The 15,926-nt window shown below is 48.8% G+C and carries 16 protein-coding genes; 12 read left to right on the forward strand and 4 right to left on the reverse strand.

Translation table 11 applies throughout. From position 1 onward, the window contains the following. Positions 1-17: 17 nt before the first annotated feature. The 5 genes from AC2UZJ_RS07105 (at position 18) to AC2UZJ_RS07125 (ending at position 4,728) form a co-directional block, all read left to right on the forward strand. Positions 18-1,166, forward strand: coding sequence for a DUF1972 domain-containing protein (locus tag AC2UZJ_RS07105; protein ID WP_486949438.1), 1,149 nt, complete (start codon positions 18-20; stop codon positions 1,164-1,166). Beyond that, positions 1,159-2,538 (forward strand): undecaprenyl-phosphate glucose phosphotransferase, encoded by a 1,380-nt coding sequence (locus tag AC2UZJ_RS07110; RefSeq protein WP_486949551.1) that lies wholly within the window; start codon positions 1,159-1,161, stop codon positions 2,536-2,538. Before AC2UZJ_RS07105 ends, AC2UZJ_RS07110 begins: the two co-directional genes overlap by 8 nt. A gap of 102 nt (positions 2,539-2,640) precedes the next feature. Further along, entirely contained in the window at positions 2,641-3,399 is a 759-nt protein-coding gene (locus tag AC2UZJ_RS07115; RefSeq protein WP_486949439.1) for a maleate cis-trans isomerase family protein, read from the forward strand. A gap of 49 nt (positions 3,400-3,448) precedes the next feature. Further along, complete coding sequence (locus tag AC2UZJ_RS07120) at positions 3,449-4,333, forward strand: LysR substrate-binding domain-containing protein (RefSeq protein ID WP_486949440.1); 885 nt, start codon at positions 3,449-3,451, stop codon at positions 4,331-4,333. Positions 4,334-4,518: 185 nt separating this feature from the next. Further along, complete coding sequence (locus AC2UZJ_RS07125) at positions 4,519-4,728, forward strand: cold-shock protein (protein ID WP_486949441.1); 210 nt, start codon at positions 4,519-4,521, stop codon at positions 4,726-4,728. A 160-nt stretch (positions 4,729-4,888) separates the two neighbouring features. Here AC2UZJ_RS07125 and AC2UZJ_RS07130 read toward each other — a convergent pair whose 3' ends face one another. Both AC2UZJ_RS07130 and waaC read right to left on the reverse strand, forming a co-directional pair. After that, the gene (locus tag AC2UZJ_RS07130; protein WP_486949442.1) at positions 4,889-6,232 is read right to left on the reverse strand and encodes a 3-deoxy-D-manno-octulosonic acid transferase; all 1,344 of its coding nucleotides are present in this window, start codon (positions 6,230-6,232) and stop codon (positions 4,889-4,891) included. A 48-nt stretch (positions 6,233-6,280) separates the two neighbouring features. Then, positions 6,281-7,237, reverse strand: coding sequence for a lipopolysaccharide heptosyltransferase I (gene waaC / locus AC2UZJ_RS07135; protein WP_486949443.1), 957 nt, complete (start codon positions 7,235-7,237; stop codon positions 6,281-6,283). Between the two features lie 81 nt (positions 7,238-7,318). Here waaC and AC2UZJ_RS07140 point away from each other — a divergent pair, with 81 nt between their 5' ends. The 7 genes from AC2UZJ_RS07140 to AC2UZJ_RS07170 all read left to right on the forward strand — a co-directional run bounded on the left by AC2UZJ_RS07140 (position 7,319) and on the right by AC2UZJ_RS07170 (position 14,453). Next, entirely contained in the window at positions 7,319-8,215 is an 897-nt protein-coding gene (locus tag AC2UZJ_RS07140) for a LysR family transcriptional regulator (protein WP_486949444.1), read from the forward strand. A 125-nt stretch (positions 8,216-8,340) separates the two neighbouring features. Then, positions 8,341-9,393, forward strand: a complete 1,053-nt coding sequence (locus AC2UZJ_RS07145; RefSeq protein ID WP_486949445.1) for a TRAP transporter substrate-binding protein — start codon at positions 8,341-8,343, stop codon at positions 9,391-9,393. 102 nt (positions 9,394-9,495) lie between these two features. Then, the gene (locus tag AC2UZJ_RS07150; protein WP_486949446.1) at positions 9,496-10,116 is read left to right on the forward strand and encodes a TRAP transporter small permease subunit; all 621 of its coding nucleotides are present in this window, start codon (positions 9,496-9,498) and stop codon (positions 10,114-10,116) included. Continuing rightward, positions 10,113-11,396, forward strand: a complete 1,284-nt coding sequence (locus AC2UZJ_RS07155; RefSeq protein ID WP_486949447.1) for a TRAP transporter large permease — start codon at positions 10,113-10,115, stop codon at positions 11,394-11,396. The genes AC2UZJ_RS07150 and AC2UZJ_RS07155 overlap by 4 nt, the downstream gene beginning before the upstream one ends. 4 nt (positions 11,397-11,400) lie before the next feature. Next, complete coding sequence (locus AC2UZJ_RS07160) at positions 11,401-12,099, forward strand: DUF2848 domain-containing protein (protein ID WP_486949448.1); 699 nt, start codon at positions 11,401-11,403, stop codon at positions 12,097-12,099. 44 nt (positions 12,100-12,143) lie between these two features. After that, complete coding sequence (locus tag AC2UZJ_RS07165; protein WP_486949449.1) at positions 12,144-13,511, forward strand: amidase; 1,368 nt, start codon at positions 12,144-12,146, stop codon at positions 13,509-13,511. A 6-nt stretch (positions 13,512-13,517) separates the two neighbouring features. Continuing rightward, positions 13,518-14,453, forward strand: a complete 936-nt coding sequence (locus tag AC2UZJ_RS07170) for a DMT family transporter (protein WP_486949450.1) — start codon at positions 13,518-13,520, stop codon at positions 14,451-14,453. Here the strand turns inward: AC2UZJ_RS07170 and fmt are convergent. Together fmt and def are read right to left on the reverse strand one after the other, a co-directional pair. Beyond that, positions 14,422-15,396 (reverse strand): methionyl-tRNA formyltransferase, encoded by a 975-nt coding sequence (gene fmt / locus AC2UZJ_RS07175; protein WP_486949451.1) that lies wholly within the window; start codon positions 15,394-15,396, stop codon positions 14,422-14,424. The two genes, AC2UZJ_RS07170 and fmt, sit on opposite strands and share 32 nt — an antisense overlap. Next, positions 15,393-15,923, reverse strand: coding sequence for a peptide deformylase (gene def / locus AC2UZJ_RS07180; RefSeq protein WP_486949452.1), 531 nt, complete (start codon positions 15,921-15,923; stop codon positions 15,393-15,395). The genes fmt and def overlap by 4 nt, the downstream gene beginning before the upstream one ends. Positions 15,924-15,926: the final 3 nt, after the last annotated feature.

Consider the following 15,926-nt stretch of genomic DNA (forward strand, 5'->3'; position numbering starts at 1 on the left):
CATCCTATTATTGCGCTATGCACAAACGATTATTAATTTTAGGCACCCGAGGCGTGCCCGCGCAGCACGGCGGCTTTGAAAGCTTTGCCGAAGCGCTTTCTCAATACCTAGTCCAAAAAGGCTGGCGCGTTACCGTGTACTGCCAAGAAGACTGGGAGCGCACCACTTTGTACGAAACCATGTGGGGGCGTGTGCGGCGCGTACACATTCCGGTTAAGCAAAAAGGGGCGCTGGGCACCATGGTTTTTGATCTAAAAGCCGCCCTGCATGCCCGTAACCAAGCCAGTCTCACGCTCACTTTGGGTTATAACACTGCCATTTTTAATTTACTGCAAAAAATGCGCGGTAAAGCTAATGTGTTTAATATGGATGGCTTAGAATATGAACGCGATAAATGGGGCACTTTTGCCAAGTTGTGGCTAATTCTAAACGAGCGCATTGCTGCCTGGTCTGGCACCCATTTAGTGGCCGATCACCCGGATATTAAAGCTCATCTAGCCAATCGCACCGATGAAAAACGCATCACTATGATTCCTTACGGTGCACCGGTAATTAGCGATGCAGCCACCGAACCCATACGTGAGCTGGGCTTAGAGCCGGGCAAGTATTCCACCGTGATTGCCCGCCCCGAGCCGGAAAACTCCATCTTAGAAATTGTAGAAGGCTTTAGCCGCGAGCCGCGTGGCCATACCCTAGTGGTTTTAGGAAGTTTTAAGGAAGACAACCCCTATCACCAACACGTGCTGGCCGCTGCCAGTAACGAGGTGCAATTTGTGGGCGCTATTTACGATAAGCCTACCCTCACGGCCCTGCGTTATCACAGTTATTTATATGTGCACGGTCATAAGGTGGGCGGCACAAACCCTTCATTGGTAGAAGCCTTAGGCGCGGGTAACCCTATACTGGCGCATGCGAACCGCTTTAATCGTTGGGTAGCAGGTAATGAAGCCGCTGAATACTTCACCGATGCTGACAGCTGTGCGGCGCAGTTCACCACCTTATTAGCCAAGCCGGATTTAGCCCATGCCATGCGTAAAGCAGCCCGCTTACGTCACGCTGAACAATTCACCTGGGAGCAAGTCTTAGCCGATTACGAAAAAATGCTGAATCGCTATAATCCTTATGCGCCGGAACCTGAGGGCTGGGAAAAGTATCTTGATGAATAATAATCTGCCCCCTTCCATCTTCGCTGAGCGCTATCCCGTGGCTTTTTTCACGGGGGTCATTGATTTGTTATTACTCTTTGGCGCGGCAACGCTGGCATATTGGCTGCGTTTTGATCAGTGGCAGATGAATGAATGGTATTTATTTGCCGCTCTTATTTTTAGCCTCACGGTGGTGTTATCGCAGGTGGGCACTCGGTGTTATGACTCATGGCGTGGGCAGGCGCTAAGCCATCCTTTACGGCGTATTTTTTGGGCCTGGGTAGTGGCTTTGTTTATCTTAGCGCTGGTTGTGATTGGCGCCAAAATGGCGCATTACTTTTCCCGCTACTGGATATTTTATACCGTCAGCTTAGGCTTTATAGCCATTGTTAGTTTTAGGCTACTGGTTTATCTGCTGCTCAGTCACCTACGCAGCCAAGGGAAAAACCAAAAAAATGTGCTGGTTATTAGTGATGCCGCTAAGCAGCACCGCGTCTTTCGCATAGCAGAGCAACTACCGGCGCATGGCTTCTCTATATCTCAAACCATCCCCGCCACCGATGATGCCCATTTTTTGGTGGAACTAACTAACACCCTTAACCAACTGACTCCCCACGAGATTTGGATTTGCCTCCCTCTCACTGATGGCGATCGCATTAAAGAAATACTGCATGTGTTGCGCCATCATTTAGTGGAAATCCGTTTCTTGCCGGATATGTCGGATTTGTCTTTACTCAATCACCAAATCAGCCAAGTGGCGGGTATGTATTCCATTGATATTAGCTGCAGCCCAATGGGGGGCAGCAGCCGCATCATCAAACGAGCTGAGGATCTGATTTTAGGCAGTCTAATTAGTTTGCTCATTTTGCCTGTTTGTGCAGTGATTTATATTGCCATTAAACTCACCTCTCCGGGTCCCGCTCTCTTTAAGCAGCAGCGCTTAGGCTTTAATGGCAAAACCTTCAAAGTCTATAAATTTCGATCCATGGAAGTGCACAATGAAGCGGATGGTCAAGTCACACAAGCGGCCATGAATGATCCGCGTGTTACGCCCTTGGGCGCTTTTTTACGCAAGACCAGCTTAGATGAGTTGCCGCAATTCTATAATGTGCTGCAAGGCCGCATGTCTATCGTGGGCCCGCGCCCTCACGCCTTGGCGCACAATGAGCATTACAAAGATTTAGTAGAATCGTATATGCAACGCCATAAGGTCAAACCCGGCATTACCGGCTGGGCGCAAGTCAATGGTCTACGCGGCCAAACCGATACCGTAGAGAAAATGCAAAAACGCGTGGAGCACGATCTTTGGTATATCAATAATTGGTCTGTGCTCTTAGATCTTAAAATCATAGGGCGCACCCTGCTCACCGGTTTTATTAACGATAAACCCTAGACACCGTCATCGCAAAAAACGATGACAGCATCATCAATCATTGTTTTGCACAAAGCAAAATCTATTTTATGATGACACTGTTAATTTACAGGAGACATGAAAATGAAAACATATCGTATTGGTCAAATCGTACCTAGCTCTAACACCACCATGGAAACCGAAATCCCCGCCATGCTTAATGCCCGCGCGGAGCTTTTCCCTGAAGAGCGCTTCACCTTCCACTCTTCCCGCATGCGCATGATGAATGTGACACCTGAAGAGCTCAAAGCCATGGATAACGCCAGTGACCGCTGTGTGGTTGAGCTAGCCGATGCCCGCTGTAGCGTAATGGCCTATGCTTGCTTAGTAGCAGTGATGGCTCAAGGCAATGGTTATCACCGCAAATCCCAAGAACGTTTGGAAGCCGCAGTGAAAGAAACCGGTGTAGACATTCCCGTACTTAGCTCCGCTGGTGCCTTAGTTAACAGCATGAAAGAGTTTGGCATTAAAAAAGTGTCTATCATCACCCCCTACATGAAGCCCCTCACAAAGCTTGTGGTGGATTACATTGAGCACGAAGGCATTGAAGTCAAAGATTCCATCAGCTTAGAAGTATCTGATAACTTAGAAGTGGGTCTACTCAATCCTGAAAACTTACTTGAGCACGTCAAGCGCCTAGATCACGAAGGCGTAGATGCTGTGGTGCTATCTGCATGTGTGCAAATGCCTTCTTTGCCTGCTATTCAGCGCGCTGAAGACCAAATCGGTAAGCCTGTATTATCGGCTTCGGTGGCCACGGTGTACCAAATGCTCAAAACTTTAGGTTTAGAGACCAAGGTGCCTAACGCGGGTTTTTTATTATCTGGAAAAACCTCCATATAATCCATAATCCATAATCCATAATCCATAATCCATAATCCATAGATTATCAATGGATCTGATCAGTCTGCGGTTATTTGTGCGGGTGGTAGAAGAAGGCACGATTAGCTTGGCTGCCCAGCGCGAACACATCGCCGCGGCCGCCATCAGCCGCCGCATTGCAGACTTAGAAGAGCAACTTAACACGCCCTTATTACGCCGCACCAATAAGGGCGTGCACCCCACTCAAGCCGGCTTAGAGCTGCTGTACAGAGCACGCAGCGTATTAAATAGCGTGGCCGACATCAAAACCCATATTCAAGGCTACTCCCAAGGTCAGCAAGGGCATATTCATTTATTGACTAATATCTCTGCTATTGCCCAAGACCTGCCTAAATTACTGGCCGATTTCATCGCCTTACACCCGGCTATTCATTTAAAAATAGAAGAAAAAAACAGCACCGATATTGTGTATGCTATTGCAAAATCACAGGCAGACATTGGCATCTACACCGATTTACCGCACGACGCCGATATTCAACACGCTTTATTTCGTCATGACTCCCTAGGTTTACTTGTACCCAAGGATCACCCCTTAGCCTTGGCCGATACGCAGGCCTTATTTTTTAAAGATTGCTTAAACTACGAGCAAATTGTGTTGCGCAGTGGCACGCAAATTAATTATCAGCTCACCAAAGTGGCCATGGAAGCGAACCGCAGCATCCCCATACGCGCTGAGGTCGATAATTATGAAACCATGTGCTTACTCATTAATGCAGGCACCGGTTCGTATGTGGGTGTGCTGCCGTATCAAAGCAGCTTGACCTTTAATTTGCCTAATACGCAATTCATTGCCCTCAAAGACAGCTGGGCACAGCGCAAGCTACTGATTGCCGTGCGTAATAAAAATGAATTATCTGGCAGCGCAGCGTTATTATTTGAATTTTTACAACAATAATGCACTAAAGCGTTATTTACCTTGACTGCGATGTGAATGTGGTCTACAGTCTGAAAGTAGGTTATCAAGTTCGTCGAAGTTAGTTCAATAAAGTTTGCTAGATAGTAAATCGCATTGCCAAATTTTGTACCTTGAGAATCTGTTCTTTAGAGCTCAGGCTCATCATTATTTAGGAAATGCATATCATGCAAACAGAATACGGCACAGTTAAATGGTTTAACAACGAAAAAGGTTTCGGTTTTATTTCCCCAGAAAATGGCGGTAAAGACCTTTTCGTACACCACTCCGATATCCTCGGTACCGGTTACAAGTCTTTAGACGAAAACCAGCGTGTTTCTTACGAATCGGCTCAAGGTCAAAAAGGCCCACAAGCCAAATCCGTACAAAAAATCTAATTGTAATACCGGGCATAGCCCCGGTATCTACTGTAGATGTCGGGCCACGCCCGATATAAAAAACCCGCTAAGGCGGGTTTTTTTGTGTTTGACCGATATAACCATCGCCGCTGGGTGTCAGATCGGCCATTATTGGACGCACCGCAGCAGCCGGAGGGGATTAGCCACAGCCGTGCTGTCCCAGCACCTCATTAATCCCCGTCATCACTCGCTGCACGGAGCCGCTGTGTTTTTGGACCCAGTGGAGGCTGGCGTCGGCCATGCGTTGGCGTTGGGTGGGGTCTTCTAGTAGCTGCATGGCGTGTTTGAGGGCGGCGTCGGGGCTGCTGGCGCGTAAGGCGGCGCCTTCGGCAAGGGCATCATTTACGGCTTGCTCAAAATTACGGGTATGGGGGCCTACGATGACGGGCACGCCTAGGGCACAAGCTTCGATGAAGTTCTGGCCGCCTAAGGGAGCAAAGCTACCACCTATGATGGCCACATCGGCCTGCGCATAGTACCAAGGCAATTCACCCATGGTATCGCCCAGTAGCACATCGGCTTTTTCGCAGCAAGACAAGCTCATACTGGTGCAATCTCCGGTTTGCAGTAACTGAGAACGTCTGATGAAGTTCCAGCCCTCGGCTTCTAGCAATACAGCGGCGGACTCAAAACGCTGGGGATGACGCGGAATTAAATAAAACAAGGTGCGCTGTGAAGGGTCTAAGTCTTGCTGCTGCTCACGCCGAATATATCTACGCATCGCATCTATAAATAACTGATCCTCCCCCTCACGCGTGCTGGCAATAACCACGATCTTGCGCCCTAAGCGCGAAGCCAGCTCTTTACCGCGGGCAATTTGCTTTTCAGACAACTGCACATCAAATTTAAAATTACCCGACACCCGCACCCCTCGCCCACCCGCACGCTCTAGCAGCTGCGCATCTTGAAAGCTTTGCGCATAAATGGCGGTAAATCGGCCCAGGGCACTTTGCATCAAGGTCCCGATGCGCAAGGATTGACGTAAGGCTTTAGCAGAAAAACGAGCACTTACTAAAAGCAATGGAATGCCTGCTTTGTGTGCTTGATACAATAAATTAGGCCAAGTTTCACGCTCTATAACAATAATCAGACGTGGCTGATAATGTGCATAAAAGCGCTTTGCAGCTCCGGGGAAATCATAAGGCAGCCATTGTTGAATTAGCCGCCCTTCGGCAATGGCAGTATTGAAAATGCGGCTGCCTTCGGCATAGCCGGTATTGGTGAGGTGGGTAAGTAATACCTTATGCCCCTCATTGAGTAAGGCGGCAACTAAGGGCTGAGCCGCCCGCATCTCACCTAAACTTACTGCATGCACCAAAATATAAACCCCGCCTTTAGGCCGGGGTGTTTTAGCGTAAAAACCAAAACGCAGAGGGCTGAATACCTGCCAATCACCCCCCGCGCGTCTGGCACGCAAAGCCATCCACGCTAATAGCGCGGGTGATAATAGTCTTAACAGTAGGGTATATATAAAACGATTCAACCGAACCCCTATCTAAGTTTTTACTAGGTATAATTACTCATTGTACTGTTAAGTTTGCTGAAAGGCTTGCTGCACTGCACTAAGCACCACCTCTGCCGTGGGCTCATGCCCTCTTTCACCTAAGCTAGCCACATAGGCTGTGCTGACTAAAGGAGTGCGTACCGGCGTAGAGGCTTTGTAAATCCCTATGGTGGGTCGCTCTAAGGCGGCAGACAAATGAGTAAGACCACTATCTAAGCCAATCATAATGCTTGCTTTGGCCAACTCATGCGCTACTTCAGTTAAACCCATACGCGGCAGCACCAAGGCATTGTCACGGCCAGCGATCAGTTCTTCGGCACGCGCGGTTTCAGCGGCACTGCCCGCTAATAAACGTAAACCCAGACCCTTTGCCTGCAAAGCGTCAAACACCTGATGCCAGTTAGCTACCGGCCAAAGCTTATCGTCACGGCTGGCCGAGGGCATAATCATGGCCACGGGTTCTACCTCTACGCTACGCGTAATACCTTGTAAACCGTAATTGGGCTTACCGCTGTATTCGTAATCAAAAGCTAATGAAGCTAATAAGCGCTGACGTGTAATGGCTGGCTGCCAAAACTCCACTCGGTGCTTGATATTAAAAAATAGCGAAGCCAGCGGCTCCCGGGCGGATTTCCAATCTAAACCATGCTTCACACCGCGCGCCATACGCGTAATCCACACGGTTTTTAACAGCGCCTGCATATCTAAGACCACATCATACGGCGTTTGCTGTAATCTAGTCTTAAAGGCTGCTCGCTCGGCTTTAGACTGCGCAGACCACCAGCTTTTACGCCAACGCCTGTGCGCCACCGGTATGACGTCATGAATAGCCGGGTGCCAAGTGGGAATTTGGGCAAAAGACTCTTCTACCACCCAATCAATTTGTGCCCCAGGCAAATGCGTGGCCAAATCGGTGATAGCAGGTAGCATATGCACCAAATCACCCAATGATGAGGTGCGAACTATTAGTATTTTTGTACTCATTGGCAGATTATAATGCGTAAAGTGAAGACGGCCCAGTTATCATGAGCTCTTATAGCAATTCCTCTTCTTTAGCTTTCATTTATGATTGATTTTAAACAAATCGAAGCCTTCATCTGGGTGGCTGAACTGGGTAGTTTTAGCGCGGCGGCTGAAAAGCTCAACACCACACAGCCCTCCATCTCACAGCGTATTGCCAGCTTTGAGCAACAGGTGTCTGCCCGTGTTTTTGATCGGGGAGTACGCGGTATTAAACTAACCGATAAAGGCCAAGAATTACTGTCTCATGCGCAGCGTATGCTGGAGCTACACACCGAAATGCTGCGCGTAGCCCAAAGCCCGAATGTGATCCGAGGCACCTTTCATTTAGGGGTAGCTGAAACCCTAGTACACACCTGGCTGCATATACTTATTGAGCAGCTACACATGCAATACCCCGCGTTAATTATAGAAATACACGTAGATACCAGCCAAGTCTTACGTGAAAAGCTACTTAATTATCAGTTAAATCTTGCTTTTTTTGTGGGCAAAGACATAAGTGCCCAAAGTGAATGTTTAGCGCTGGGCGAATACCCTTTAGCTTGGGTAGCCAGCCCTAAACTCAAATTGCATGGCCGTCTTTTGGAGGTAAATGAACTAAGTGTTTACCCTATTATCACCTACCCCGTAGGTAGTTTACCGTATCGTATAGTAAGTCAACTTTTACATGATGCCAAGGTGCCTGCACCACGTATTTACGGCAGTGCATCGCTCAGTACTATTTTGCATATGGCAGAGCGTGGCATGGGCCCTAGTCTACTGGCTAAAACCTTAGTCAAACCCGCATTAACACAAGGAAAATTAAAATTACTAGAGGTAAAAAGTACGCTGCCTAATTTGGCGTTTTATGCCCATTGGCTAGACTCACCAGACAGTCATATAGCACGCACGGTAGCCCGAATGGCGCAAGACATTGCGCTCGATTTTCAACCCCACCTATAAGAAATCCTTATACCTAGATATCCAAACATACAATTGGACAGTACGCAGCCAATACGGTGCAATCCATTTGATACGCTCTGACCTACTTTTTAAGTAGACAATTCTGTTTTACTTAGGAGATTTCAATGAAAAGACTGTTAGCGACTTCCCTGTTAGTAGGTTTTGCCGCTTTTGGGGTCCAAGCCCAAGAAGTCGTCAAAGACCTACCCAAAACTAAACTCACCGTAGTGGGTGGTTTGAGTAACCTCACCGCCTACCAAAATGGCGAACTGCCCTTCTGGTCTGAAACCATTCCTGAGCTTTCCGATGGTCAAATCACCGTAGATATCAAAGGCTATAATGAGATGGGTCTCAAAGGTCCTGAGGTATTGCGTTTAGTAAGCCAAGGTGTGATTCCTATTGGTAGCGCCACCTTAGCCTACTTTGCTACAGACAACCCCATTAACGAAGCCATTGACCTCGCTGGCCTCGCCCCTGATATAAATACCGCACGCCAAATTACCGATGCCTTCTTACCGGCCTATGAAGAACATTACGCCAAAAACAACGCCAAACTCTTAGGCATGTCTACCTATCCCGCGCAGGTGTTGTTTTGCAATGGTAGCTTTTCGGGTTTAAGTGATCTTAAAGGCAAAAAAGTCCGTACCAGTAGCCGCACTCAAGCCGAATTTGTACAAGCTTTTGGTGGCAGCAGCGTAACCATTCCTTTTGGTGAAGTCGTGCCAGCACTGCAAAACGGCGTAGTGGATTGTGCCATTACAGGCTCTATGTCGGGTTATTCAGCCAAATGGTATGAGGTCAGTGATCATTTATACGCCCTGCCCATTAACTGGAACCAGCAGCTCATCGTGGCGAATAAACCGTTCTGGGAAAAGCTTGACCCCAAAGTGCAAGATTTCTTAGAAACCAACGTGGCTCTACTCGTAGATAAGGTTTGGGAAGCTGCCGCAGTAGAAACCCAGCAAGGTTATGACTGCAACACCGGTGCTGAAGCCTGCACTTTAGACGTTAAAGGCAATATGACCTTGGTTGAGCCCACTGCTGAAGACCAAAAACTCCTCAAAGACGTGATGAATAACACCGTGATCCCTAGCTGGGCTAAGCGTTGTTCCGCCGATTGTGTAGATAACTTTAACGAATACATTGGTCCTATTGTTGACTTAAAAGCAAGCAAATAATTCGCTATTTGTTTTGACTGCCACTATGTAGTTCAAAACGAGGGCGTTTGATTGCTTAGCCAATCAAGCGCCCTTATTCCTTTCAGGTTTAGGTGCATATTCATGACAACCTCCACTTCTTTTTCTTTACTAGGGCGGTTACTGCAAGGCGCAACCACGCTATCGCGTATTGCTATTTGGATTGCTGGCAGTCTGACCCTCCTTAGTGCGCTTTATATCACTGCAGATATTATTGCGCGCCGCTTCTTTAGCTCTCCCCTTGGCGGCTCTGATGAGCTCGCGGGCTATGCCTTTGCCATTAGTGTGTCTTGGGCGTTGTCTTTTGCCACCCTAGATAGAGCCAATATACGTATTGATGCCATTTATCAACATTTACCGGTACGCATCGCTGCCTTCCTGGATTGGGTGGCTCTTATCGGTTTAGCTGTTTTTATTGTGTATCTCACCTATTACGCCGCCAATGTGGCCGTGGATTCCTGGCATTATAACTCCACCGCTAACTCCATATTAGCCACCCCCTTATGGATACCACAAGCTTTATGGGTAACGGGTTTGATTTGGCTTTGCGTGGTTTTAGCCTTAATGCTATTACGCGCCTCTTTAACCCTAGTTACAGGCGATATCGATCAAGTCAGGGCCATTTGCGGTATACGCACTACTCGTGAAGAAGCCAGCGAAGAAGCCGAAGCCGGTAAACGCTTAGTTCAAGAGGATAGAGCATGATTACCACCTCCTTAGTTTTATTATTGGTATTAATCGGCATCAGTATCCCTGTGGGTGCCGCCTTGGGTGTATTAGGGCTCATTCTCGATCCCATTTACTCCTTTTTGCCTTTAAGTCGCGCCATTGGTGAAGTCTCTTGGGGCACCAGTAATGAGTTTTTACTGGTGGCCGTACCCCTATTTATTATGCTGGGCGAGATTCTTTTACGTTCCGGCCTTGCCGAGCGTATGTATAACGCCATGAGCCTTTGGCTGTCTTGGTTACCCGGCGGCTTAATGCATGCCAATATTGGGGCCAGTGCCTTATTTGCCGCTACCTCAGGCTCTAGTGTGGCCACTGCCGCTACCGTGGGCACCGTGGCCTTGCCGCAGATTGAAAAGCAAAAGTACAACGAGCCCTTATTCTTAGGTAGTTTGGCAGCCGGTGGCACCTTAGGTATTTTAATTCCACCTTCTATTAATCTGGTGATTTACGGGGTGCTGACTAATACCTCAGTGCCTAAATTGTACTTAGCGGGCATTATTCCCGGTTTAAGCATGGCGGCTTTATTTATTGCAGCCATTGCGTTGGCTTGTATTATCAAGCCCGAATGGGGTGGGAAAAAAATTAGCGCTACCTGGGCCGCTCGCCTCGCCAGTTTGGTGCATTTAATCCCCCCACTAGGTATTTTTGCCTTAGTGGTGGGTTCTATTTATGCGGGTATTGCCACGCCCACCGAAGCCGCCGCCTTAGGTGTGGTGGGCGCTTTAATTCTGGCCGCTTTTAGTGGCAGACTGAGCCTACGCATGCTTAAAGAAAGTTTTGAGGGCACCATGAAGTCCACCGCCATGATTATGCTGATTATTTTGGGCGCGGCTTTTTTAAACTTCATTATGTCTGGCATTGGGCTCACCTCGGCCATTACCGGTGCTATTACAAACTTAGGTGTGTCACCTACCGTAATGTTGTTAGTGTTGGTGGTGTTTTATTTGGTGTTGGGTTGCTTTATGGAAACCCTATCCATGATGATTACCACCATTCCTATTGTGGCGCCGGTAATGATTGCACTGGGCTATGATCCCATTTGGTTGGGTATTACCATTATTGTGCTTATAGAAGTGGCCTTGATTACGCCACCTGTGGGTTTGAATTTATTTGTGGTGCAAAGCTTACGCACCTCCGGCAGCATGAATGACGTGATGCTCGGCAGCTTCCCTTTTGTGTTGATGCTGCTAGGCATGGTGTTTTTGTTAGCCGTTTTCCCTGATATTGCCCTTTGGCTCCCTCGTTTATTTGGTTAAAAACATGAAATTACACTTTGAATTACATACAGAAAACTCAGCTAGCGCGCCTAGCTCCACTGCCATTAACCTTACCGCTAAGCGATGCGTAGTAGCCGGGTGGGCCGGGCGGGATTCGGCCGCCATTGAACATCATATTTTAGAGTTGGCTGAATTGGGTGTGCCGCGCCCTAGCGCTGTGCCCTTGTTTTATTTAGTGGCTGCGAACCAATTAATCCAAGACTCTCACGTACAAGTAGTAGGCCCGCACAGCTCGGGTGAGGTGGAAGTGGTGGTCTTTGATTATGAGGGTGAGCTTTGCCTAAGCATTGCTTCCGATCACACAGACCGCGCTTTAGAAGCACACAGCGTGGCGCTATCCAAACAAATTTGCGTAAAGCCTACCGCCACCACCGCCTGGCGCTTTAGCGATGTGGCCGATCATTGGGATCAATTAGAATTGCGCTCTTGGATTGTAGAAAATGGCAAAGAGGTGCCCTACCAAGACGGCACCGTAGCCACCTTACTCAACCCCTTAGATCTCATCAAAAAACATTTCAGACAAGAGGGCATGCCCGCGCACGCTGTGATGACTTGTGGCACTGTGGCTACCATAGGCCCTATTCGTCCCTCATCTACCTTTATTATGGAGCTGTTTGATCCCGTACTAAAACGAAGTATTCGTCATCAGTACGAGATTGAGTTTTTAGCTGAAAACAATTAATTACTATTAATACAATCACCAAAAACCCAGAAATAGGAATACATATGTCTACCTCTTTTTCTACCATCGCTACGCTACAGCAAGCCTTAGATGCCGGTGAAATTAACGCCGTACGCTTAACTGAGCAGGCCTTGGCCCGCATTGCAGATCCTGCTGGCGAAGGCGCCACGGCTTTTTTATCCGTCTATAAAGAGCAAGCCTTAGCGGCTGCTCAGGCTTCTGACCTATTGCGCCAGGCCGGTTTAAAACGCTCCGCCTTGGAAGGTATTCCTATTTCTATTAAAGATTTATTTGATTACAAAGGCGATATTACTAAGGGGGCTTCGGCGCTGCTAAACGAAGCGCCTGCCGCCACAGAAAACGCAACCCTAGTGCAGCGCTTAATCAATGCAGGCGCCATTATTATTGGCCGCACTAATATGACAGAGTTTGCCTTCTCCGGTTTGGGCATTAATCCTCATTACGGCACACCCAAAGCGCCGTGGCAGCGTCATGAAGGCAGTGGCCGTATTCCGGGTGGCTCTTCTTCCGGTGCGGGGGTATCTGTATCCGATGGTATGTCAGTAGCAGCCATAGGCACCGATACCGGTGGCTCCATACGTATTCCAGCGGCATTTTGTGGCATTACCGGTTTTAAACCCACCGCTGATCGTATTCCTACCGATGGCGTCATGCCGCTATCCCATTCTTTAGATTCCAGCGGCCCCTTGGGGCTCTCTGTGGCCTGTTGTGCCACCGTAGATGCCATACTCAGTGGGGAGCCGGAGCCAGAGCTGCAAACGCTGCCCTTCGCCGAGCTACGCTTTTTATTACCCACCAATTACGTGATGGGCCATGCCGATGAGACGGTGCGTCAGCATTTTGAAGCTGCGGTAGCCAAACTAGAGGCCCAAGGTGCGCAAATTGACCGCGCAGAAATCCCTCAGCTAGACCACCTCGCGTATTTAAATCGTTTGGGTGGTTTTGTGTGTCCCGAAGCCTTTTACTATCACAAAGCGCATATAGAAGCCCACCAAGAGCGCTATGACCCGCGCGTGGCTTCACGCATTTTACTGGGCGCCAAACAAAGCGCCGAAGAATACATTAGCCTCCAACAGGCCCGTAAAGAATGGATAGCCCAAATGGAAGCCCTTTTAGCGCCTTACGATGGCTTAATTATGCCCACTACACCCGTGGTTCCTCCCACTATTGCCGAACTGGCCGATGAAGACGCCTATTTCACTGCCAATGGCCGCATTTTGCGTAACCCCGCCATTATTAACTTTTTAAATGGCTGCGCGCTGTCCATCCCGTGTCATCCAGCAGATAGTGCGCCGGTAGGCTTTATGCTGGCAGCTCCCGCGCACCACGATGCACATTTATTAAATGTAGGCCATACTATAGAATCTATTATCTCTATGACAGCTGCCTAAAACCCTATGTCTTATGCGACCCCTCGCCCCCTGCTCGGTATTGTTTTACTGGTGCTTTCCACTTGGTCTCTTTCTTCTCTAGACGCAAGTGGTAAATGGATTATGGCGGCGGGGTTGCCTTTACTGGTGATGTGTTGGGCACGTTATGTGATTCATATTATTTTAGTGGCAGGGGTGATGATACCCCTCAAAGGCTTAAAGATTCTAAAAGCCAAACGCCCCGTAGATCAAATCTTGCGGGGCTTTATTATGCTCTTTGCCACGTTATCGTTTTTTTCTGCTCTACGTTATTTACCCCAAGCCGAAGCCACCGCCATTAATTTTTTAGCCCCTTTATTAGTACTGGCACTAGCCCCTATGCTACTCAAAGAGCCGCCCAAGCTATCGCGCTGGATAGCGGCCATTGTGGGCTTTATGGGGGTGTTGTTAATTATACGGCCTAGTGCGGGCTTACACCCTTTAGGGGTGGTATTTGGTCTGATTACAGCGGTATTGTTTGCTACGCAATACATTGTGACGCGCCGCCTTGCAGTAGATAACTCTATGACCACCTTAATTTGGAGTGGCATGGTGGGCACAGTATTTATTACTTTACTGATGCCTTTTATTTTGCCCGAGGTGTGGCCCTTATTACGAAGCTTTGATACTAAGCATTGGCTAATTTTAAGCGCTACCGGGGTGTTTGGCGCCTTAGGTCATTTGCTGCAAATCCAAGCCTATCAGCAGGCCCCGGCTTCGGTGCTAGCGCCTTTTGTGTATTTACAAATTATAAGTGCAGCTGGCTTAGGGTGGTTAGTGTGGGGGCAATTCCCCGATGCGCTCAGCTGGTTAGGTATTAGTATTGTATGCGGCAGCGGCATAGTCATTGCCACCCTAGAGTGGCGCCAACAGCAGCGGGCTAATAGGGCTGCTAAGGCAACTGCCAACCTTGCACAAAACTAGCCACCGGCTGGCGACGACTACCGGCACGTTGCAACTCCGTGAGGCGTAATAGGCCATCGGCGGTGGCCACGTCAATCCCTTCAGAAGATACAGCCACCACCGACCCGGCCAACTCCCCCTGTAGAGGTCGAGCCACGCCCGATCTGACTATAGCCTCAGCCCCCCACACTTTCACCGGTTGCTCTAAACCAGGTAGCATCAAGGTGCAACCGGGCACGGGGTTAAACGCGCGTACGCGGCGTGCTAGAACTTCCGCCGATGCGTTTTCCACATCTAAGGGCGATTCGGAACGATGCAGTTTCTCAGCGTAAGTTACGCCTTCGGTGGGCTGAGGAGTGCTGTCTAAGGGCGCTTGCGTTTGCGCTAAACGCTGTAAGGTTTCTACAATGGCTTCCGCCCCCACTACAGCTAATTCATCATGCAAACTACCCCCCGTGTGCTCTGGCGTAATACCTACAGTGCGTACATGCACCATATCGCCAGTATCTAAACCGGCGTCCATTTGCATAATGGTAATACCGGTTTCAGCATCGCCGGCATCAATGGCGCGCTGAATGGGCGCTGCGCCGCGCCAGCGCGGTAATAAACTGGCATGAATATTTAAGCAGCCATATTTAGGCAAGTCTAATACCCACTGGGGCAGTATCAAACCATAGGCCGCTACCACCATCACATCGGGCTGCACGGCTTGCAGCTGCTGCTGCGCCGCCAAAGCCTCTTCGGGGTGCTTACCATCTAAGCGCAAGCTCAATGGCTGGGCTACGGGTATAGTAGCGTCAAGCGCAGCCTGTTTAACCGCAGAAGGGCGCAACTTCATGCCCCGCCCAGAAGGGCGATCTGGCTGTGTGAGCACCAAAGGCACCTCAAAACCGGCCGCTAAAATGGCATCAAGAGCAAGCTTGGCAAACTCAGGGGTGCCAGCAAACACCACTTTTAAGCTCATACTAAGACCTCTTGCTGCGCTTTTTTCGCTTCGCGCTGCTGTTTACGAATACGCGTCAAAATACGGCTTTGTTTTAATATTGATAAGTGCTCTACAAACACTTTACCTTCTAAATGATCTAGCTCGTGCTGCACGCACACCGCTAATAACCCATCTGCATGAAATTCAAACTCGTCGCCGTTTTCATCTAAGGCTTTAACTTTGATCTCAGCGGCACGCTCGACTTTGTCATACACTTCAGACACCGATAAGCAACCCTCTTCAAATACTTCGGTTTCTTCGCTGTACCAGGTGATTTCGGGGTTAATGAGCACTAGTAAATCATCGTTATTTTCAGATATGTCTATGACGACCACGCGCTCATGCACATCCACTTGCGAAGCAGCTAAACCTATGCCGGGAGCTGCGTACATGGTTTCTGCCATGTCTTTAACTAACTGGCGGATGCGATCATCTACCTGCGCCACGGGCTTTGCCACCGTGTGCAGACGCTGGTCTGGGTATTGGAGTATTGGTAATATGGCCATAAT

It is taken from the genome of Paenalcaligenes sp. DL 309 (genome assembly GCF_057475285.1).